Genomic DNA, 21,690 nt, shown 5'->3' with positions numbered 1-21,690 from the left:
AAGAAAGCCTTCATCAATTGTCCTTTCAACTTTAAATTTAAAACTTCCATAAGTATTTATTGTTCCTCCAAATACTTTATCTCCTACTTTTTTTAAAACAGCCATGCTTTCTCCAGTTATCAATGACTCATCTATAGAACTTTCTCCTTCAATTATTATTCCATCTAATGGAATCTGTTGGCCTGGAGTAATTATAACTACATCATCTACTTTTATATTCTTAACATCCTTTTCTATATCTCCATTACTGATTTCAACAATAACTTTATCATCCTGCATTTTTTTCAAACTGTTTAAAGTATTATTAGTTCTTCTTTTAGCTAAAGCTTCAAGATATTTACCAAGAAGAATAAATGAAATCATCATTGCTCCAGATTCAAAATATAACTGGTTTCCAAATTCTCCATTATTTTTGTATACACAGTAGATACTATAAGCAAAAGTTGAAATTGAGCCTAAACTAACTAGAAGATCCATTCCCAGCTTTCTATTCAAAATTGATGCTAATGCATTTTTGTAAAATTTCCTTCCAAGAATGAATTGAACTATTGCTGCTAATATCATCTGTACCTTCCAACTATGTAAAAAATACAATTTATATCTAAGTATTGCTGTAATCTGCGCCACACTGCTCTCATAATTTGGATCAATGATAACACAGCACGATTCAACATTACATAAAAGCATTGCTATCATAAGAGGAACAGTAAATATAAAACTTAATATAACTTTATTTTTAAGATTTTGTATATATTTTGCTGAACCTTTTCCCTGCTCATCATCAATGTAAAAACCTAAAGATGTTATACAATTTCTTATTTCATCACTACTGCACATTTCTTTATCATGTACAACTATTGCTGTTTCTGTAGAATAATTTACATCTACATTTTTTATTCCTTTAAGTTTCTTTATTTTATTTTCAATTTCGCTGCTGCACAACATACAGGTCATTCCTATGATTTTATATGAAATTGTCTGCTCCATCATATTCACCTTCTTACATTTTATAAATCTCCCCTATTTTTATATATCCTATCGGTTTAGTAGGTTTAATATGTTTTATAGTATATATCTCATTCCATATCTTGTCAACACTTATTTGAAAATTAGTTTAATTTTTTTATTTGTTACATATAAAACCAACGATTACATAAATAAACATTTTTAAAAAATTTAATCTTGAAATATAAAATGACAGCTCTAAAATTAAAGCTGTCATAAAATCAAATCATAATTAAGTTATATCATTATGTGTAACATGCAAATCATATTCTAATTAATTTTTTTATTTATAGAGGATAAACTTTCCTCCATTCATTAATGTCTGCTGTATCCTTTTTAGATATATAAATCTCTGCTGTTTTCGATAAATCATTATCACTAAATCTTTCATTTTTTATAAGTTTAAGTATGCTTTTATATCTTTCTTCTGAATCTGCATCAAACCATAAACCAATCTCTATATCTAATAAATAGTCATATCCATTATCATTTACTTTTTTATTTGTATATTCTTCAATTCTTTCTGGCAAATTATAAATTATATCTAAATCTGGATTTTCCAATTTTTCAGAATCTAACTTTATTATAATTGTATCCATAATATATCACCTCTAAAAACGCAATTCATTTTATGATTATTAAATCATAGTTCCATCTTTTTTAACTGATAATAATCTTATATTTTTCACACAACATTTATTAGATTATTATTTAAAAAAGTAGTATATTGTAAATTAGATAAATTTATTTTCATAACAAAGGGTGATGCATTTGCAGACAAATAGAATAACAGATTTCTTTAATCCAAAAGTACAGAAAGCAGTTACAATAGATGGAGGTTCAATATATAAAATGCAGAATGAAACTGGTACAGGAGTTATCACACAATATCACATCCTTCCAGGAATAGAACTATTCTATAATGACTTTCATATGAAAGATGGGAAAAATAAAAACAAGCTTCCCTATAATAATATAATAGAAATCAACCATTGCAGAAAAGGACGATTTGAATGTATATTCAATAATTGAGATTATCAGTACATAGGTGCAGGAGATTTATCAATAAACAGATTATCAAATGAAACAGTTTCCACTATAAATGGATATACCGGAATGCATATTCAGCTCATGTCAGATATAAATCTAAAAGATGTAAAGTGGACACCTATCGGAAATATGAATGATAAGGAAAATAAATCCACATTATTTTCAGGTTCTTTTGATGGTGAAAATCATACTATTTCAAATCTAAATTATTCTTCAGATGAAGATTTCATATGTGGAACCGGAATATTTGGTGTAAATTGTGGAGAAATAAAAAATTTAAAAGTCAAGGATGCCATAGTTAAAGTCAACGGAAAAACTTCTGTAGCAATAGCAGCCGTTGTTGGATATAACATGGGTACAGTCGATAATATCACTTTATCTGGAGATTCACAGATTAATGGAAATAACTGTACAGGAGGTATTGTAGGTGGAAACAACAGCAAAGTATCAAACTGTACTGTTGAAAATGCTGTTATCACTGTAATTGGAGATAATGAATTTGGAGACAAAATTATTCAAGATGATATAGCTGAATGTGGCGGCCTTGTAATTGGAGGAAGTTTTGGAGGTACAATAGATAATTGTACAGCAAATGGTACTATAAAAGCTGAAGGTAATGAACCTGCTGGTCTTGGTGGAATTGGCGGCTGCCTTGAAATGATGGATTCTATCACAAATTGTACATCTAATGTTACAATTGAAAGTAAAAAAGGAGGACATGCAATAGGTGGACTCTGTGGATATGCTGGAACTCACTCTAATCCAGATATATGCCTTGAAACAGAAGGTTTTTCAACAAAGAATTATCCTTGTATAATTGATAACTGCAAAGCTGATGTTAAGATTAAAGCTGACGGTGCCACTCATGTAGGAGGCTTAGTTGGAACAGGCCTTTACTATTATGGAGAAGAAACTGCATTTAAGATTACAAATTCTTCTGTAAAGGGTTCTATAGATAAAGCTGTTACACCTGGTACAATTGCTGGACGTGCAGAAGGAAGCACTATTGAAAATTGCAGTGCAGATATTACAATTAATGGTGTACAGGGCACAGAACAAGTTGGTACAACCTCTTGCATGTATGAAAGTGCTGACCAATAAATCACGGACTGATATGTATTAAAGAAAATTATATAAAACATAAAACAAAGATTGGTATATTAAAATATAACCAATCTTTTGTTTTATGTCATTCTCCAATTTTTTCAGGACAGAGTACTCTCTCCACTTTTCCCTTTATGTAAGTTATTTACGAATATTGCCTTTTTTAATATTCTCTTTGATTATTGAATCTGAAAGTTCAAATAATATTTGAGAACCTTCCTTTGTTTTAGACTGCCTGCCATAAACCTGGTCTTTTGTCACCTTGTGTTCTCTCCAATCATGGCCATTGTTGCTGTTGTTCAATAGTAATGGCTGAAGATTGTCCATAGCATGAGCAAATTTTGCTTCTGCTGTTTTATTTTCTTCAAATTCATCAAAGGCTGCCTGTAAACTTATCTTCTGATCATCTGGCAATAGTGAATAGATTCTTTCTTTTGCAGCATCTTCACGAACTTTCTGAGTTTTCAGTCCCTCTGCATCATAGGCATAAGTATCACCTGCATCAATTTCTACCACATCATGAATAAGACACATAATCATTACCTTTGCAATATCAATTTTTTCATTTGAATATTCTTGCAAAAGATATGCCATAATTGCCATGTGCCATGCGTGCTCTGCATCATTTTCGTTTCTTCCATGACTTGATAAATGAGTCTGACGGAAGATGTTCTTTTCCTTGTCAATTTCCAATATAAACTCCAACTGCTTTTTTAAACGTGTATCCATTTATAGTAACTTCCTCTCCTCTCATATAACTTGATAGCATTACACCTTATCCTTACTCTAAATCAAAATCTTTTAATATAATGTCATAAAAAATATCATCAAAAGTCATATATTTGTTTTGCTTTATTACTTTTTTTATTTTATTATAATTATCTGCAATATACCCTTCTGCATAATCTCCTAATTTATTAAACCAGTATGAATTCTTATAAATTGACTTACAGTCTATTTTCAAAAAATACTCCAATACTTCTCTAGCATAATTATATGCTTCCATATCATTATCTTCCACTCCAGGATATTTTAATAAAAGCTTAAACCGAATTGTTTCAAATATTATATAATCTTCAATATTTTTATTACAATACATTAATTTATTAATACTATCTTTAGATATAAAGAAAATTTCTCCTGTCAATTGTTTAATATATAATCCAATCTGAGGTAAAAAAAATTCTACGAATTTCACATAATTTTCACCATCAATATTTTCCATAACAGTTTATTTAAAAATTTATAATTACACTTTTTTATAAATTCATCATTAATAATAACTCCTATATTAACAAAAAAATAATTTATTGATTCAGGAAAATTAAATATCTGTATATCATCATAAGAATACCTGAATAAATCATCCTCTTTCCAAAATTTCATTATTTCTCTATATTTCACACCTTATTATCCTTTTACATATAAAATAATATTCAACAAATATTCTATAAAATTACAACTCTATTTCATATCCATATTCATGTAAAACAAGCTCTTCATCTATAACTTCATTGTAAATTCCTAAAGCTCCTATAAAGCCATTTTTAATATATAATTGAATAGCCAGCTTATTTATATCAACTACAAAAAGTCTTAAATGTTCAACATTCAAGCTCTTTGCTGTTTCTTTTGCTTTATTAAGCATCAATGACAAATATTCCCTAAATCGCTAATCTAAATTCCATATAATTTAACTCCTATAGTATAACATTATAGAACATATATAATAACAAGCTCACAATACTTATTACAATTACTATAATTCTTACATAGCATCATAACGTCTTCATTATTAAAAATATTATCTATAAGCCTTTGTATTCAACAACATCTTGAATCTTTTTTCTTGGTCTTGCCACAGGAGCTTCGTCTGCATATCCTAAAGAAACTGCTCCTATAAGTTGATTTTCAGTTCCAATGCAATTCACTAATTCATCATATGCAAAGCATGTATTTGCAATCCATAGTGTACCAAGGCCAAGTTCAGTTGCTTTAAGCAGCATATTTTCTATAGACGCACCTATCGATAATGAATCACAGATTTCTGTCACTCTCTTATCTGTGCTTATGCTTTTGAAAGGAGATTGTCCATTTATATTTAAAACAATAATAAGTACAGGAGCCTGCCTCATAATTCTAAGGGTATTAAATGCATCTGGCAGTCCATAAGCCGAATCTGGTAAAATAGCTGTTCCATGCTGCTCTCTCTGAAATCCCTTTTCCATTTCATCTAATAATCTGTCTTTTGAATCATTTGTATAAACAATGTATTTCCATGGCTGTCTGTTTTTAGCTGATGGTGCAAGCATGCCAGCTTCAATAATTTTATCGATAACTTTACGCTCTACTAAAACATCTTTATACTTTCTAATACTTCTGCGTTCTTTAATACTATCCATTTTATTAACCGCCTTTGCATAATATGTAATATATTAGTATTATAACATATTATGTAACAGCTTTATTTCCTCTTTTAAAATTACTCTCCCATAATGATATAGAAAACAGATAGCTTTATATAAAATTAAAACTATCTGCTCTTTTTACACTTGTTATTTCATTTTTATAATGCAATCTTTTCTATAAAAAGCTATACCATATTTTATTATATCTTCATAGCCTTCTTCATTAAGCTCTTCCTCATATTTCTTTTCTTCAATCTGCTCAAGTGCCTTGTCATATTTTATAAAAATTTCTCTAGGCTTATCGCATATCTTTATTTCAATTATTACTGCTCTGTCAAATATGGACACAGGCCTTATATAAATATCGCTTCTTCCATCTCCAGCTTCCCTATTGGATTTAACTATATACCCATCCATTCCTGAAAGCACTCCTGTAAGAAATCCATGATAAAAATTTTCATATGCATCATTAAAACTTATGGTCTTTCTTAAAAGCCTGTTTATTTCACTTTGAAATGTTTTTACATCTCCCTGCAGTACTGAAGTATAAAGCTTAGTTCTATCTTCACATTTTATTCTTTCATCAAACCAGTTTAAGATTTTTCTTCTAAAAATATATTTTACTTCTTTATTGGGTATTGCAAATTCTATAAATTTATTATCTTCCTCATCCATTCTTTCACTTACTTTTTTAAAATATCCTGTAAAGAACATGAAGTTATATAAATTGTCCATACTCTTATATATTTCATCATAAGTTATATCTTCATGAACTGGCTTTTCTATAGTTTTCCCTTCAATAAGAATTTCTATCTCCTTTTTGGTTTCATCATCTGCTCTCTCTATAAGGCTTTTTACAATATTATTTGAACTTGTATTAGCCCAGTATGAAGATGGATATTCATTTATATCAAAACCAAGGTCTTTTACAAAACGCACTACACTCCATGGATTATAAACATTAGAATCACCAAAAATATAGCCATTATACCATTCTTTTATTAATTCATATTTATTTTGTACATTATAATCTCTGCATATTTTCTTAACTTCCTCTGGTGTAAATCCAAAATACTCATCATATGATTTATTTAAAATTGATATTATCTCTAAATTATTAAGTCCTGTGAATATTGATTCTTTTGAAATTCTAAGGCATCCTGTTATTACTGCAAATTCAAGTGATGAATTTGTTTTAAGGGCTGATTCAAAAATTGAACGAAGGAAACTGATCATTTCTTTATAAAACCCTTCAAAAAACGAATTTTCAAGAGGCGCATCATACTCATCTATAAGAATAATTACTTTCTTATTACTATAATAATATCCCTTCATTTTATCCAATTATAAGTGATGAATTATTTTATGAAATACTTTGTAATTCTATAGACTCTGAGGATATTATAAAAAATGAATTTGATATATTTAAAGAATTTAAACATAATTTTAGAACTTACCATGGATTAAATGAAAAAAAACATTTTTACTCCATTAATTCACTAATTGAAATGGCTAATAACGAAAATATAGTTTATAGAGAAGAGTTTGGGCAATTCCCTAAATTAGTAGCTTCAAATAGTCAATTTAAAAGGCATATGAAAGAATTAGCAGACTATTTATTATCAAATGAAAAATTAAACATATGCCTATACTCAGAGACTCCAATTCCTTTTACACCATCTTTTCATTGCTGGTGTAAAAAAAATGAATATCTTATTATTTTTGATAACAACCATATATCTGAAAGTAAGATATGTACTGATACTGCATTTATCAATTCAGTTTCTAATTTATTTGAACAGCAATTTTTATATTCACCAGAACATCTCAAATCTAAGGAGTTCGTTGCTGATTTCTTAAGAAATTTATAAATTTCTAAGCTTTTTTGAAATAAAAATAATACGAGTATTTTTCTAAAAACATAGTTTAGGAAAATACTCTATTTTTAATGTTATTTTTCTTTTCATTCAATTATCCTCTTCTGTGCACATTATTAATTTATAATACATTAATACAAAGAGGACAACTTATCTAAGTTCTCCTCTAATATATTCTATTTAATTATTTATCTTCTCTTATTAAGTATGCATTTCCTTCATTGTCATTAAATGAGAACATCTTTCCATATGGCATTTCCATTAACTTTCCTAGTTCAACATCATTATCTTTTAGTTCAGCATAAGTCTTATTTATATCAGTAGTACTTAATAATATTGATGGATGACCAACATTTGCAGCTGGATTCTGTGATTCCATCATACTCTTATTATATAAAACAAAAGTAGTAAATTCACTTTCACTTGGTCCTACTTCTATCCACTTCATTCCTGGGCCCATTTCTTATTCAAATTTAACTACAAATCCCATCTTTTGAGTCCAGAACTTCTTAGCCTCATCTTGATTGTTAACGTATATTGTAATCTTACCGATTTTATCTACCACATAAAATTCCTCCTCATTTATTTATGGTCTTTTATTATATTACAATATCTTTGCTTATTCAATAACTATATAATTATAATCTACTTTGAAAAAATCATGAGATGATTCTAGCATAATAATATTATTAAATCAGCTATGTTCCTTTTCTATTTCAAAATATTTTTTTAGTTCAATATATTGCTCTTTATTTAAGCCAAATTCTCCAAAAGTAATAAATTTAGGATCATGAAAATCACTTCCACCACTTTTAGCAAGGTTATATTTATTTGCTATGTTTAATGTTTTTTCATAATCTACCTCTTTCATTTTAGAATGATTTATCTCAATTCCCTTTAACCCATATCCAATATACTTCTCAATTTCATCATAATTATTATATTCACATGGATGTGCAATTATTGGTATTCCACCATCCTTCTTTATTGCATTAATACCTTCTTTTACAGGAATATACCCCATTTTTAGATCAGTTTCTTTAGATGTCTTTGAAGCAAAAAGTTCACGATATTTACTTTTTGTCATCTCTTTTGGATATTTTTCTTTCAAGGCTTGAAAAATATTCATTTTAAAAACTATACTGTACTTAGAGTATTTTTTTGCATCTTCATAAGTAATATCATAACCTTTTTTATTTAATTCTTTAATTAACTCTTTATGATAATTGTTTCTGCATCTTAATGTTTCATCACATAGCTGCTTTATATTAGGTGTAACGTCATTAAGCCATAATCCTATTACATGAACTTTTTTGTAAACATCTTTATCATAACAACTCATTTCAACACCTTTAATTGTTTCTATGCCTAATTTATCGCCTATTCTTTTCACTTCATCAAACTGATCAACTGTATCATGGTCAGTAATTGCTATTGCCTTAATTCCTTTTTCTTTCGCCATTGAAAGAACATCTCTAATTTCACAAATACCATCACTATGATTAGTGTGTACATGTAAATCTGCATATATCATTTCAATTCCTCCTTAAACTACTACAGTTAGCAAAGTATCATCCTTATTAACTGTATCTTTATCACTTGGCAAAACATCCATATAATCATTACTATTAGTAATAATAACCATTGTTGTTAGATCATATCCAGCTTCTTTTATCTTATCCATATCAAATTCTAATAAAAGCTCACCTTTCTTTACATTTTGACCTTGTGATACTAACAAATTAAAATACTTACCATCTAAAGACACAGTATCTATTCCGACGTGAATTAATATTTCTATTCCATCTACTACAATACCAATAGCATGTCCTGTACTAAAGCATGCTTTTATTAAACAATCGCCTGGAGCATATATTTTTCCTTCACTAGGAATTACAGCAATTCCACTTCCCATTATTCCACTTGAAAAAGTTTCATCATTAACCTCTTTTAAAGGAACCACTTTTCCATTTAACGGTGATAACACTTCTTTACACATACTGCTATTTATATTTTTTTTATTCTCTACTAATTTTATATCTCCAACTGGATCATCAAATCCAATAACTAATGTAGCAATAAATGTAACTACTGCAGATATAATTAATGTGATAATAGCATAAATTAAATCATTACTCCCTTCAGATACCCACATAGGTAAACTTAATAATCCTGGTGTAACATAAACGTAAGCCTTTAATTTAACAATTCCTGCAAACAATCCTGCTGTAGCCCCACCAATCATGCAGGCATACATTGGTTTTTTCAACTTAAGTGTAACACCATACATGGCTGGTTCAGTAATTCCCCCCAAAAATGCAGTTACACTTGATGAAAATGCAATTTGTCTAAATTCCTTATTTTTAGTTTTAATTGATACTGCTAATGAAGCAGCTGCTTGAGAAATATTAGAACATAAGGCAATTACACGAGTAACAGGATCAAATCCATTTTGCTCAATAAGCATTACACAAATTGGGCTTAAGGCCTTGTGCATACCAATTGATACTAGCCAAGGATAAACAGCCGCTAATATTGGGATTGCAACAATTCCAAAATGTTGTTGAACAAATAATACAGTATCTGCTACTAATTCTGCAATATAATTTCCTACTGGTCCAATTACAACAAATCCCAATGGTGCAGTTATAATCATAACTAATAGTGGTGCCATAAAGACCTTAACCATATTTGGAACATACTTATAAACATATTTTTCAATATATGACATTACCCATACAACTAAAAGAGCAGTTATTAGTTGTGACGAATACTTAACCAAAGCTAATGGGATTCCCATAAAATAAACGGCTTCTCCAGCAGATACTAATGCAGTCCAATCTGGATGAAGCATTGCCAAGCAAATAAACCCTGCTAAATACTGATTACACTTAAATATTTTTGCAGCTGAAAAACCAACAAATGCAGGCATGAAATAGAATCCAGTATCAAAAATAAGTTTTAATACTACATATGTTTGAGATGTTTTACTTAAAATTCCAAGCATATTTAAAACTAAAAGTAATACCTTTCCCATTCCTGCCCCAGCTAATAATGGTATCATTGGAGCTATAGATCCAGTAATTACTGATAAAATTCTATTAATAATATTTTCTTTGTCCTTTGATTCATTACCTTTAGATGAGTCTAACTTAGTCATTTCTACAATTTTTTTATAGACTTTATCAACATCATTTCCAATTACTAATTGATATTGACCTCCTTTTTTCACGACAGATAATACACCTTTAATTGCTTTAATCTTCTCATCATCTACTTTTGCTTCAGAGTTAAGTACAAATCTTAATCTGGTTGAACAATGAACCAAAGAGCTTATATTTTTTTCTCCTCCAACTCCATCTAAAATTTTCCTAGCCATTTCTTCATAATTCATTCTGATTCCTCCATTTCATATTATGATTAATAAAATGAAGGTTTAGCCAACTTAATGTTACTATCCTACAATAAATGATTTATATTTTGCTCAAATCACCACCTTTAATTAGTTAATATTTATGTAATTATTTATATTAAGTTTGAGAGCTTATAAGTTTTGTGATGTGTATTGTAAGATATAAAATTTCATCATCATCTAAATAATAATAATATTTTTCTTCAATAAACTTTTTTATTTTTAAACTGCATAAATAGGATTCTACATATTTTTCTTTTATTATATCTAGCAAATTATTCTCAATTCTATTTTCTTTCTCTTCTTTTTTTGAAAATACTCTATGTCCAAAAAATTTAAGATGCGTTATAAATCTATAATAATCAAGTGAATCAACATTGAAATTATAATTAAAATAATACTTAACTATATTTAGTATATTTTGTATAAAACCTGTGATATCATATATGTCCTGAATATCACTACTTATCTCAGCGCTTACAATATGCAATGCAATAAATCCTGCCTCATCTTCTGTGACTTTTAATTTATATCTATTCTCTATTAAAGAAATTCCGTATAGTCCAATCTCATATTCTACTTTATAGAAATGTTTCATTTCCCAAAGTAACTTATTTTTTAATATTACCCCATCCCTATACCTATCAATACTTGTACTTATATGGTCTAACAATGATATATATAATGTATCATCAAGCTTTGTAGATAATTTTTGTTCTGCATACCTTATAATATCATCACATAATTCAATGTATTCACTAGGAATACTACTAAATGCATCAACAAGACGATTGGGATATTCTATGCTGCTTAAAATGAATTTCTTAGTGATTTTCCCCTCGTCAATAAGATCACCATTTTTTTTGCCATAAGCTAATCCTTTTCCCATTACAATGATTTCTTTATCATTATAATCATATGTTATAACAACATTATTATTTAAAATCTTATTTATTATCACTAAAATCACCCCCATAAATAAATAAAACCTATTTGCAGGTATAAAAATAATACCTGTAAATAGGTTTTGTGTAGCAAGCCAAGTGCTATTACAATCCATATATTACACTTACATATTACAACGCTTACACAACTTTGTCAACCATTACATTAAAATAAAAACTCATTTTCCCAGTCAAAATCACCAGACTTTTCATAAGATGATGGCCAGTGACTGCACCACTCAGGAACAACTAATTTATTTATATTCACAACCTTTAAATACCACCTAAATCTATTTAAATTTTTTCATTTCAACTTCATCAAAGAGATAAATTTTATTTTTTTCCTTTCCTCTCAAGAGATGCAAAAGTCTGCACTCTATCACAGGATTCAACTTGATCCTCTGGTATAGGATAAGGAGTATTTGTATCTTTAAGAAGTTGTACAGGTAAAATAGTAGTTATAAACAATGCTATGATAAGTGTTATAGCACCTTCAAACCAATCTCATCCAGTTGCTAAATTATTATTAACAACATATACAATATAATAAATGCTTATTGGAACAAATAGAGAAACTTAAGATGATTTAATCTTTGTGCCACAACCCCCAATATAAGTTACAAAACAAACAAAAATATAATGTAAATGAATAAATTACCAATAATGAACATTTAAAACTTCAACAAATGATTTATTATTTTATTTCAAATTCCATACTTGCTGTACCTTTTGAATTATCACTTTCATAAGTTCCATAAAAAGTAATTCTATACCTGCCTGGATTTGATTTATCAAAACCTTCAAATTTATTTAATTGTACAGTTTCTAAATTAATTGTCTTAGTGACTAAAATATTAATCACATCAGGAATAACCTCGCCATATCCTGATTTATATTTAAGTTCTTTCCATTGTCCTTCTTCATATTTCTCAAGAATATATGGTCCTGGATTGCTTACATTCCAATATGATGTAAGATTAGACTCCTTATTATTTATTACATAAAATTTAAATTCCTCTGTACCAATTGGATTTACTTTTTGCAAAGGTTCTAGAAGAATGTCCCCATCAATATTTTTACAAAAATCCCTATTATAACTATATACCAGTTACATATTTATATATACAAACATCATTACTTATACCCTTGATAATATTAAGATTAAACAAACAGACAATAAAAAGAATTTATTATAGCTAATCTTGAAATTATAGTACCATCTACGTTAATCTTATTAATCATTTATTTTGCCTGTCACAAAAAGCTAAACAGATGTAAAAAAATAGATGAAATCGATATTATATCTTTAAATTAAATATTAATAAAAAACAGTGAATACATTAATATATCCACTGTTCCTTTGCATGTATATAACGATTTTAAATTATCCCAGTGCAATTTTTGCAAATTTATCTTTTAATTTTACATTATAGCATAATATCACTCCACATACAGCTCCAACTATTGCCTGAAGGAATTGAAATGGAAGCTTAACAATTGCATATTCAACTGTGCTATAGATAAAAGCACGTCCAAATGTATATCCAGCCACCATAATAATTGCTCCTAATGTAACACCTACAACAGCACCAATATATTCACGATTTTTAAATAATCTGTTTGCACATAGTGAAATTACAACTGCCTGAACTCCATGAGTTACAAGTGATACAAACATTGGTGCTGGATAAAATATCATATCCCCAAGAAATGCTCCAACTCCTCCTACTATAAATGCTCCTAATGGATCTAAAATAATTGCTGCAGTACATATAATAACATCATTTAAATATAAGTGTCCTCCAGGTACTGGTATGCTGAATGAACTTAATACGATATTCATTGACATAAATAAAGCTGTAAATGTCAACCATTTTACTCTGTTTTCAATTTTCATCTTTTATTCTCCTCACAAAACTATAACGTTTCTTTCTTTTGATTTTTATAAAATTTAAAATATAACAATGCATTGATATTTATAAATCCTTTTTTTATATAATATCACAATTATTTGCTTATACAAATTGTATCGTTACATTTTAGCATCAATATCTTCAGCAAAACCAGATATATTCAAAATTATACTTCATCACTATTTATACTTAGGTTATTATTATGTTCACTTATTTCTCCGTAAAATCTATCTGCACATTATTTAAAATTAAGCACTGTAACTTTAGGACGAGACATTGATTCAATAGAATATCTTATTCCCTGAGTTCCCATACCTGAAGATTTTACACCTAAAAACGGAAAATGATCAGGACCTCTTTCTGTTTTATTATTCACTTGAACTGTTCCTACTTCTAATTTATCTGCCACATAAAATGCATCATTTATATTTTCTGTGAACACAGAGCTTTGAAGGCCATATTCTGATTCATTTGCTATTTTTATAGCTTCATCCTTATCTTTAACTCTAATTATCGGTAATATTGGTCCAAATGGTTCTTCCCATGCAAGTCTCATATCTGTAGTGACATTATCAAAAAGTGCAGGATAAATTAAATTTCCATCTCTCTGCCCGCCAATAATAATATCTGCGCCCTTTGATTTTGCATCTTCCATAAGTTCTGAAACATAATCTGCTGCTTTATTACTTATTAATGGAACTACATCAACTGCATCCTTTTCTAACGGATTTCCTACTATAAGTTTTTCTATTCTTAATTTTAACTTTTCTGCTACCTTATCTACTACTGAAATTCTTTTAACTGCTGTACATCTTTGACCTGAGTATGAATAAGCACCTGCTACAATGTTATCTGCTGTAAGATCAAGTTCAGCATCTTCTAAAACTATGGCTGCATCCTTTCCACCTAATTCCATTAATAGTGGCACCATTGTTGTCTGTTTAGAAATTCTCGCACCTATTTCACTGCTTCCTGTAAAGTTTATGAAATCTATATCTTTGTGAGTAGTAATATAATCTCCAATTTCAATTCCTCTTCCAGTAACTGTATTTAACACTCCTTTAGGAACACCTGCCATTTCAAATATCTTTGCTAAATACAGTCCGCATAGACTTCCCTGTGTTGCTGGTTTTAGTACTACAGAATTTCCTATAACTATTGCTGGTGCAATCTTTGATGCTGCTAAATTTACTGGATAATTAAATGGTGATATAGCAAGAATTACTCCAAGTGGTTCTCTTTTTACAATTGATACTTTATTATTTTTAAAGCCAGGGAAACTATCTCCAGGAATGCTTTCTCCAGATAAATTTTTAGCACTATCTGCTGTAAATTTTATAAAATCTGCTGTTCTTGAAACTTCTGATCTGCTGCTTTTCATATCTTTACAAATTTCCATCATCATAAGTTTAGATAATTCATCTATATTTTCCATTAAAAGATCTGCTGCTTTATATAAAGTCTGAGCTCTTTCACTTGTAGATTTTTTCTTCCATTCTTTCTGTGCCTGTTTTGCAGCTTCCATTGCAGTATCCACCTCATCCTTTGTCATTGCAGGAACTCTGCCTAATAATGAATTATCAATTGGTGAATTTATATCTATAAATCTTCCACTCTTGCTTTCTACCCATTCACCATTTACTAAGTTTCTATATATATTATTTTTATCTTTTAAATTATTTAGCATAATTTTTCCTCCTGATTATTTAAATAATTTTTTCTTTTGTTACTACCCTTTATTTATATTGTCTATTATTTTATTAATTTTTTTCTTTATATTATCTTTTTCTATTTTTATAATAAATATTTTTATATTTAACTGGATTTCAATATATGTTATTTCCTATTTTGTTATATCTGCACCTGGCCCAAACATTTCATAGTTAATCTGTTCCTTTTTAATCCCTATTGCTATAAGATTTTGATAAACATTTTTCATAAATGGTACTGGACCGCAGAAATAAAACATTCCATCCTTTGGAAGATTTTCTTCCATCCATTCTTTTGTAATTCTTCCCTTTACATCAAAGTCTTTTCCACATTCTTCATTATTGAAAGGTCTTGTATAAAATATTGTCTTTTTAAAATTTTTATTTTCATCAAGACATTCAATTTCATCTTTAAAACTATGATTTTGCATATTAGGTATACTATATATGAAATGTATTTCTCTATTGCTGTTGCTATTACAGCTGTCATATGCCATTGTAAGCATTGGTGTAATGCCTATTCCACCACCTAATAAAATGAGTGGCTTATCACTTTCATCTAATACAAACTTTCCCATAGGAATTGTAATTTCAATATTGTCTCCGTCTTTTATTTCATCACATAACCTTCTGCTAAGATGTCCTTCATTTTCTCTCTTAACACTTATTCTGTAAAAACTCTCATTGTAGTTTAATGATAAAGTATACTGTCTAGGTTTTGAATAACTTCCATCTTCATTTTTTATTCTGACTGCTATAAACTGACCTGCTTTAAATTCTGGCATTGGACATCCATCATCAAAATTTAAATAAAATGATTTTACATTGTTATCTTCCTGAACTATTTTAAATACTCTGCATTCTTTAAATCCTTTCCATATGCTATTTTCATTTTTTATGTTGTTTTTCATATCATTCTTCTCCTGTTCATATACATATTTTTTTCTCTATATTTGTATTTTTTATCTTGTTTCTTGCTTACCTTGTGACTTTATTATATCTTTTCAATAAAAAACAAAATGTGACTTGAATCAAATTATTGAATTTTTTATAATTTTATTAAGTTGTATAGAAAACAAACTAATTATTTTATTTTATCTTACCTTTAAATAATGGTAGTTCCTATTGCTACATAAGACATACTAAAAACAGCTTGAAATCTATTTGTTTCAAGCTGCTTATAATTTATTTTATAACTTCAATAATAATCAGTTGATACATCAAAATTAAATAATACTGATTATATAAATAAGGCACATCATAACCTTACAGTTACAATATGCCTACAAATATTAGGATTTTTTATAAATATTTCATTTAATTAAATCATCAAATTACATTTCCATAAACATCTTTATATCATCTTCAACATTAGTGATTCCACCGATACCGAAGTTTTCAACTAAAACCTTAGCAACATTTGGTGAAAGGAATGCTGGAAGAGTTGGTCCTAAATGGATGTTCTTAACGCCAAGGTATAATAATGATAATAATACTATTACAGCCTTTTGTTCATACCATGCTATATTAAATGATATTGGTAATTGATTTATATCTTCTAATTCAAATACTTCTTTTAATTTTAATGCAATTAATGCTAATGAGTATGAATCATTACATTGACCAGCATCTAATACTCTTGGAATTCCGCCAATATCTCCAAGGTTAAGCTTGTTGTACTTATATTTAGCACATCCAGCAGTTAATATAACTGTATCTTTTGGAAGAGCCTTTGCAAAATCAGTATAGTAGTTTCTAGCCTTAGCTCTGCCGTCACATCCTGCCATGACAAAGAACCTCTTAATTGCTCCACTCTTTATGGCATCAACAATCTTATCAGCTAATGCTAATACTTGTGCATGAGCAAATCCACCAACTATTTCTCCTTTTTCTATTTCTGTTGGAGCTTTGCATTTCTTAGCCATTTCTATGATTTCAGAAAAGTCTTTCTTTCCATCAGCATCTCTTTCAATGTGCTTGCATCCTTCAAATCCTGCTGCACCAGTTGTGAACATTCTTTCTTTATATGTTTCCTTCTTAGTCGGCGGTACTATACAGTTAGTAGTCATAAGGATTGGTCCATTGAAGCTTTCAAATTCTTCTTTTTGTTTCCACCATGCATTGCCATAGTTACCTACTAAGTGTGAATATTTCTTTAATTGTGGATAGTAGTGAGCTGGAAGCATTTCTGAGTGAGTATATACATCTATTCCAGTTCCTTTAGTTTGTTCTAATAATTGTTCTAAATCTCTTAAATCGTGTCCTGATACTAATATTCCCGGATTCTTTCCTACACCTATATTAACTGTAGATATTTCAGGATTTCCATAACTTTCAGTATTAGCCTTATCTAAAAGTGCCATTCCGTCTACTCCGACTTTACCTGTTTCTAAAGCTAATGCTACTAATTGATCTACACTTAAGCTGTCATCTAATAATGAAGCTAATGTTTTCTGCATAAATGCATTGATTTCTTCACTGTCATAATTTAATTCATTAGCATGCTTTAAGTAAGCTGACATACCTTTTAATCCATATGTTATAAGCTCTCTTAAGCTTCTTATATCTTCATCCTTAGTTGCTAAAATACCAACTTTTGTTGATTTTGCATCTAAAACCACATCGTCTATTTGAGCCGAATTATCTTTATCTGATGAGAATATCTTCTTTATCTTTCCTAATAACCCCATCTTAGAGTCAATTTCGCTGTTTGAAGAAGCAGTCCATAAAGCACACTGTGATAAATCCTTTTTGTTTTTTAATTGTGACATTAAATGTGCTTTTAATTTTAAAGTTTCTTTAACTCTTTCATAAAATACTGCATCATCAAAGTTTGCATTTGTAATTGTAGTAAATAAGTTGATTGTTATATAGTTATTTACTTTAGAATCAATTTTTGTTCCTTCTGCTCTTAATCTTGTTGTAACCTCTGATATTCCCTTAGTTACATATATTAATAAATCCTGCATTCTTGCTAAATCTGGACTCTTACCACATACACCAAATTGTGTACATCCTGTGCATCCTGCTGTTTCTTGACATTGGAAACAAAACATTTTATTTTCCATTATATTTCCTCCTACATTTTATTAATAAAACCTTTATTTAATTAATAAAGCTTTTTCTTCTGAATTTTAGTAAAAATAATATTTCCATCAGTTATCTTCAATTTTATAAATTATAACCTGAATTAATTACAAAACCTATTATATTAATAAAAATCCATAGAGGATGTAACACATGTTACACTTATAAATAATTTTCTAAATATAACTCTCTAACCCTTCTTCATCTAGAACTATAATACCTTTAGTGCCAACAAGTTTTATTATATGTTCATCTTCAAATTTTTTAAGCTTCCTGCTTATTGTTTCTCTCGTCACTCCAATATAATTTGCCATATCTTCTCTTGTTATTGGAAGTTTAAGAGATTTATGTTTATCAATTTTCTCAGAATATTTCTCCATAAGATTAATTAATAAATAAGCTATTCTGGAATCCACGTCATTAGTTGATAAATTCTGAGCAAGATTTTCAATAGCCGATAATCTCTGTCCTACGCTTTCCAATAACTTAATTCCAATCTCTGGATTGTTCATTATTATGTTTCTCATTTCATTTTTAGTGAGTGTACATATTTTCACTTTTTCTATAGCTTTTGAATTAAATTTATATTCTGAATTTTTAAGTAAATCTAACTCACCAAAGAAATCCCCTTCAGATAATATATGAAGTATCTGTTCTTTTCCATCCTTGTTATATTTGTATAATTTTATTTTTCCTTCATTTACAAAAAAAAGAGTATTTGCTAGACTTCCTTCTGTAAAAATAGTATCACCTTTATTAAATTGTTTATGAACTATCATTTCTACTATTTCTAACAATTCATCACAATCTAAATTCTCAAATATAGGTACTTTACTTGCACATAATTTTTTATTACATTTATTACAACAACCATTATTCATTTCATTCATTCCTTAATATGTATTCATTAAATCAATTTATTTTATTATTATAATTTTTATATTTCTTTTCTGTCCGTCTCACTTGTTACATTCTCTGGCTGATTTACTTATACTTTGAATATATATCATACATGATTATGTATATTTTCTCCTATTATGATGCATATAGTATAACTTATATAAAAAATACTTCCTCAATACCTCTGATTTTCAAACAGCATATCATGAAAGTAAAAATGAGCTATTCAGATTAAGTTATCATAAGTTACTCTGAATAGCTCCATACTAAATATAATGTTTTGGTAATTTATCATATTTATAAATTTATTATCCATTTTCAAAAATAAAATCTCTCGTTTTTAGTAAATTTACAATTTCACTGTACAACATATTCCACCTCCCTATTAAATTTGCATGAATGATAATATAAACAACTGTGTATTTTCCTCTGAATTTAATATCTCATTCTCATTTTTTAATAAATATATAAATCTATAAAATCATTTTTTGTCATAAGTTTCGGTATATTTCATTTCGGTATATTTCAGCTTTTCAATCAAATTTCCCTTTTTTATATTTTCCCCAAAAATTTCAATTCATCCATTTTATAAAATTATAACATACTGAATTACACTCCATGGATTATATAGATTGGCATTTCAAAAATATAAAATAAAACATATTCTTGATTTTCAATTGTAAATCACTTTTTAGATAATATGTTTAGGTGCAGATGAAGCATACTTAGCAATTTTACTTTTTTCACTTTCATATATATTTTCAGCAATTTCTTCAATTTTATTAGTAATCCACATATACGTAGTAGTTCCTTCTGAATAATCAGCTTCTCCATACATATCAATTCTATTATCTTTTCTTAATTGCTCTACTTGTTTAAAAGCCTTAATATTTTGTTTTGGATATATTGCAAAGGTATGGCCGCCATTCTTCTTCACAACTGAAAATGCCGGCACATCACTTGGTCCATCTGCTATGTATATCATATTTTCGAATTTAATTCTTCTATCCTCCTTTTCCATTTTATCATTAACATTAATACCTTCTCTTTTATTTACTCCTTTGTTTATTTCAAATAAAGCACGTGTTTTTGTTGTATTGTCAATTGTATATCCAACCTCACTTATTAATTTATTTCCATCCTTATCGGTTTCTTCAATAAACTCGCATCCCCATACATCCTCTACATAATTATTTACAACTGAACCTCTTATTATTTGAGTAATTCCAGTACTAACTATATAATGCTCAAGTTTAATATCAAATTCTTTATATTTTTGTATATTTGCAATCTTATTTTTTGTTTTTTCAAATATTTCGGGAATTCCATTATAAAATTTTAGTTTCTTCCCAAACTCTTTTAGCTTCTCATTATTTAAACCTGAGAATATTCCTTTATGTGCATATTTTATAAATGCATTTAAATATATTGTATCCGGATTAACTTTAACATTCTGCTCCTTTTTGTATTTTTCAGGTAAGCTATTGACCTCATTCCAAAAATTTTGTGATTCAACTTTGTATTCTTCAAAAATAGGATCTTGCATATATCCATCAACTAATGTTTTATCAAAATCCCATATTATTGCTATTATATTCGACATTTATATAACCTCCCTTATTTTAATATTTATACTTTTTATGAATATTATAACAATTCAATCTTTAAAATAAAACATTCTATAAAATATAAATACAGCCTAACAGACAATAATTAATCATCTGTCAGACTATATTTTATACAAACATCTGTTGTAATAATCCTTTTTTCCATTTCCTAAGCTCTTCGAGCTTTTCCTTTTCTTCTTCAAGTATAGTGTCTATTTAGTTTATCAGCTGTTATATTAAAAAAATAATTAATTTTTATATTATTTTCCATCTATAAATCAGTTTTAATTTCAACACAATTTCTGATTAAATATATTATCCAGATTAACCTTTTTAACTCTTTCTTCTATTTCTTTTATATCAGTAGTATAAAGACCAAGTTCCTGCATTCTCTTAAAGTATCCTGCTCCTGCAAATGTGTATCTTGCCTTACGTCCTTCCCTTGTTGCTGCTTTTTCATTTGCATATGAAATTATATCTCCTATTGCTATTGATGATGGAAGTATTAAGAGCGGCATTCCCATTGCAAGCCTTACTGCATTGTGTCCTGCAAGTGTTCCTGTACATATTGCTTCAGCATGATGTTCAAGTTTGACATTGTTTTGAGTGAATTATTTTATGACGATTTACCAATTGATACTTTCGCCAATAGAATTACTAAAGCTAAATTATAT

The 21,690-nt window shown here is 28.4% G+C and carries 22 protein-coding genes and 2 pseudogenes; 3 read left to right on the top strand and 21 right to left on the bottom strand.

Annotated elements, in window-relative coordinates:
- Both Q0F58_RS09960 and Q0F58_RS09955 read right to left on the bottom strand, forming a co-directional pair.
- Window positions 1–987, bottom strand: a 987-nt coding sequence (locus tag Q0F58_RS09960; RefSeq protein WP_294375787.1) for a cation-translocating P-type ATPase, incomplete at its 3' end; no start/stop codon positions are given.
- A 305-nt stretch (window positions 988–1,292) separates the two neighbouring features.
- Entirely contained in the window at window positions 1,293–1,604 is a 312-nt protein-coding gene (locus Q0F58_RS09955) for a hypothetical protein (RefSeq protein WP_294375785.1), read from the bottom strand.
- Between the two features lie 172 nt (window positions 1,605–1,776).
- Between Q0F58_RS09955 and Q0F58_RS09950 the strand changes: the two genes are divergently transcribed.
- Window positions 1,777–2,037: a hypothetical protein gene (locus Q0F58_RS09950; protein ID WP_294375783.1), complete on the top strand. Its 261-nt coding sequence runs from the start codon at window positions 1,777–1,779 to the stop codon at window positions 2,035–2,037.
- Between the two features lie 84 nt (window positions 2,038–2,121).
- On the top strand, window positions 2,122–3,156 hold the full coding sequence (locus Q0F58_RS09945; RefSeq protein ID WP_294375782.1) for a GLUG motif-containing protein: 1,035 nt from the start codon (window positions 2,122–2,124) through the stop codon (window positions 3,154–3,156).
- 144 nt (window positions 3,157–3,300) lie between these two features.
- Here Q0F58_RS09945 and Q0F58_RS09940 read toward each other — a convergent pair whose 3' ends face one another.
- The 6 genes and pseudogenes from Q0F58_RS09940 to Q0F58_RS09915 form a co-directional block, all read right to left on the bottom strand.
- Window positions 3,301–3,888, bottom strand: coding sequence for an HD domain-containing protein (locus Q0F58_RS09940; RefSeq protein ID WP_294375780.1), 588 nt, complete (start codon window positions 3,886–3,888; stop codon window positions 3,301–3,303).
- A gap of 52 nt (window positions 3,889–3,940) precedes the next feature.
- Window positions 3,941–4,357, bottom strand: a complete 417-nt coding sequence (locus Q0F58_RS09935; RefSeq protein WP_294375777.1) for a hypothetical protein — start codon at window positions 4,355–4,357, stop codon at window positions 3,941–3,943.
- Window positions 4,354–4,563 (bottom strand): hypothetical protein, encoded by a 210-nt coding sequence (locus tag Q0F58_RS09930; RefSeq protein ID WP_294375775.1) that lies wholly within the window; start codon window positions 4,561–4,563, stop codon window positions 4,354–4,356. The genes Q0F58_RS09935 and Q0F58_RS09930 overlap by 4 nt, the downstream gene beginning before the upstream one ends.
- Window positions 4,564–4,615: 52 nt before the next feature.
- On the bottom strand, window positions 4,616–4,810 hold the full coding sequence (locus Q0F58_RS09925; protein WP_294375773.1) for a hypothetical protein: 195 nt from the start codon (window positions 4,808–4,810) through the stop codon (window positions 4,616–4,618).
- 157 nt (window positions 4,811–4,967) lie between these two features.
- Window positions 4,968–5,561, bottom strand: coding sequence for a nitroreductase family protein (locus Q0F58_RS09920; RefSeq protein WP_294375770.1), 594 nt, complete (start codon window positions 5,559–5,561; stop codon window positions 4,968–4,970).
- Window positions 5,562–5,714: 153 nt separating this feature from the next.
- Window positions 5,715–6,878, bottom strand: a pseudogene (locus Q0F58_RS09915) (AAA family ATPase); the annotation flags it as partial.
- 197 nt (window positions 6,879–7,075) lie between these two features.
- Between Q0F58_RS09915 and Q0F58_RS09910 the strand changes: the two are divergent.
- Window positions 7,076–7,438 carry a hypothetical protein gene (locus tag Q0F58_RS09910; protein WP_294375767.1) on the top strand — a complete coding sequence of 121 codons (363 nt, stop codon included), beginning with the start codon at window positions 7,076–7,078 and terminating at the stop codon, window positions 7,436–7,438.
- 190 nt (window positions 7,439–7,628) lie between these two features.
- Here Q0F58_RS09910 and Q0F58_RS09905 read toward each other — a convergent pair whose 3' ends face one another.
- From Q0F58_RS09905 to Q0F58_RS09850, 13 genes and pseudogenes are all read right to left on the bottom strand, one after another.
- Window positions 7,629–7,892 (bottom strand): hypothetical protein, encoded by a 264-nt coding sequence (locus Q0F58_RS09905; RefSeq protein ID WP_367118168.1) that lies wholly within the window; start codon window positions 7,890–7,892, stop codon window positions 7,629–7,631.
- 15 nt (window positions 7,893–7,907) lie between these two features.
- Entirely contained in the window at window positions 7,908–8,009 is a 102-nt protein-coding gene (locus Q0F58_RS19630; RefSeq protein WP_367118167.1) for a VOC family protein, read from the bottom strand.
- A gap of 129 nt (window positions 8,010–8,138) precedes the next feature.
- Window positions 8,139–8,978 (bottom strand): PHP domain-containing protein, encoded by an 840-nt coding sequence (locus Q0F58_RS09900; RefSeq protein WP_294375765.1) that lies wholly within the window; start codon window positions 8,976–8,978, stop codon window positions 8,139–8,141.
- A gap of 12 nt (window positions 8,979–8,990) precedes the next feature.
- Window positions 8,991–10,838, bottom strand: a complete 1,848-nt coding sequence (locus Q0F58_RS09895; RefSeq protein WP_294375762.1) for a PTS beta-glucoside transporter subunit IIBCA — start codon at window positions 10,836–10,838, stop codon at window positions 8,991–8,993.
- 136 nt (window positions 10,839–10,974) lie between these two features.
- Window positions 10,975–11,817, bottom strand: coding sequence for a BglG family transcription antiterminator LicT (licT, locus tag Q0F58_RS09890; RefSeq protein ID WP_294375760.1), 843 nt, complete (start codon window positions 11,815–11,817; stop codon window positions 10,975–10,977).
- Between the two features lie 677 nt (window positions 11,818–12,494).
- Window positions 12,495–12,845 carry a hypothetical protein gene (locus tag Q0F58_RS09885; protein ID WP_294375758.1) on the bottom strand — a complete coding sequence of 117 codons (351 nt, stop codon included), beginning with the start codon at window positions 12,843–12,845 and terminating at the stop codon, window positions 12,495–12,497.
- Window positions 12,846–13,184: 339 nt separating this feature from the next.
- Window positions 13,185–13,697: an ECF transporter S component gene (locus Q0F58_RS09880; protein ID WP_294375756.1), complete on the bottom strand. Its 513-nt coding sequence runs from the start codon at window positions 13,695–13,697 to the stop codon at window positions 13,185–13,187.
- Between the two features lie 254 nt (window positions 13,698–13,951).
- Window positions 13,952–15,400, bottom strand: coding sequence for an NADP-dependent glyceraldehyde-3-phosphate dehydrogenase (locus Q0F58_RS09875; RefSeq protein WP_294375753.1), 1,449 nt, complete (start codon window positions 15,398–15,400; stop codon window positions 13,952–13,954).
- Between the two features lie 156 nt (window positions 15,401–15,556).
- The gene (locus Q0F58_RS09870; protein ID WP_294375752.1) at window positions 15,557–16,333 is read right to left on the bottom strand and encodes an FAD-binding oxidoreductase; all 777 of its coding nucleotides are present in this window, start codon (window positions 16,331–16,333) and stop codon (window positions 15,557–15,559) included.
- 423 nt (window positions 16,334–16,756) lie between these two features.
- Window positions 16,757–18,490: a hydroxylamine reductase gene (gene hcp, locus Q0F58_RS09865; RefSeq protein ID WP_294375749.1), complete on the bottom strand. Its 1,734-nt coding sequence runs from the start codon at window positions 18,488–18,490 to the stop codon at window positions 16,757–16,759.
- A gap of 195 nt (window positions 18,491–18,685) precedes the next feature.
- Entirely contained in the window at window positions 18,686–19,390 is a 705-nt protein-coding gene (locus tag Q0F58_RS09860) for a Crp/Fnr family transcriptional regulator (protein ID WP_294375746.1), read from the bottom strand.
- Between the two features lie 710 nt (window positions 19,391–20,100).
- Window positions 20,101–21,012, bottom strand: coding sequence for a haloacid dehalogenase-like hydrolase (locus Q0F58_RS09855; protein WP_294375743.1), 912 nt, complete (start codon window positions 21,010–21,012; stop codon window positions 20,101–20,103).
- Window positions 21,013–21,306: 294 nt separating this feature from the next.
- Window positions 21,307–21,591 (bottom strand): annotated as a pseudogene (locus Q0F58_RS09850) (FAD-dependent oxidoreductase); the annotation flags it as partial.
- Window positions 21,592–21,690 lie beyond the last annotated feature (99 nt).

Source organism: uncultured Clostridium sp. (genome assembly GCF_934754915.1).
Classification (GTDB): domain Bacteria; phylum Bacillota; class Clostridia; order Clostridiales; family Clostridiaceae; genus Clostridium.
This window is presented reverse-complemented; position numbering and strand designations above follow the sequence as displayed.

What these genes read in the sequence shown, in the direction of transcription:
- Q0F58_RS09880 (WP_294375756.1), bottom strand. Translation starts at nt 13,697, where the DNA reads ATGAAAATTGAAAACAGAGTAAAATGGTTGACATTTACAGCTTTATTT.
- Q0F58_RS09870 (WP_294375752.1), bottom strand. Translation starts at nt 16,333, where the DNA reads ATGAAAAACAACATAAAAAATGAAAATAGCATATGGAAAGGATTTAAA.
- Q0F58_RS09955 (WP_294375785.1), bottom strand. Translation starts at nt 1,604, where the DNA reads ATGGATACAATTATAATAAAGTTAGATTCTGAAAAATTGGAAAATCCA.
- Q0F58_RS09920 (WP_294375770.1), bottom strand. Translation starts at nt 5,561, where the DNA reads ATGGATAGTATTAAAGAACGCAGAAGTATTAGAAAGTATAAAGATGTT.
- Q0F58_RS09895 (WP_294375762.1), bottom strand. Translation starts at nt 10,838, where the DNA reads ATGAATTATGAAGAAATGGCTAGGAAAATTTTAGATGGAGTTGGAGGA.
- Q0F58_RS09940 (WP_294375780.1), bottom strand. Translation starts at nt 3,888, where the DNA reads ATGGATACACGTTTAAAAAAGCAGTTGGAGTTTATATTGGAAATTGAC.
- hcp (WP_294375749.1), bottom strand. Translation starts at nt 18,490, where the DNA reads ATGGAAAATAAAATGTTTTGTTTCCAATGTCAAGAAACAGCAGGATGC.
- Q0F58_RS09945 (WP_294375782.1), top strand. Translation starts at nt 2,122, where the DNA reads ATGCATATTCAGCTCATGTCAGATATAAATCTAAAAGATGTAAAGTGG.
- Q0F58_RS09910 (WP_294375767.1), top strand. Translation starts at nt 7,076, where the DNA reads ATGGCTAATAACGAAAATATAGTTTATAGAGAAGAGTTTGGGCAATTC.
- Q0F58_RS09860 (WP_294375746.1), bottom strand. Translation starts at nt 19,390, where the DNA reads ATGAATAATGGTTGTTGTAATAAATGTAATAAAAAATTATGTGCAAGT.
- Q0F58_RS09900 (WP_294375765.1), bottom strand. Translation starts at nt 8,978, where the DNA reads ATGATATATGCAGATTTACATGTACACACTAATCATAGTGATGGTATT.
- Q0F58_RS09875 (WP_294375753.1), bottom strand. Translation starts at nt 15,400, where the DNA reads ATGCTAAATAATTTAAAAGATAAAAATAATATATATAGAAACTTAGTA.
- Q0F58_RS09905 (WP_367118168.1), bottom strand. Translation starts at nt 7,892, where the DNA reads ATGAAGTGGATAGAAGTAGGACCAAGTGAAAGTGAATTTACTACTTTT.
- Q0F58_RS09855 (WP_294375743.1), bottom strand. Translation starts at nt 21,012, where the DNA reads ATGTCGAATATAATAGCAATAATATGGGATTTTGATAAAACATTAGTT.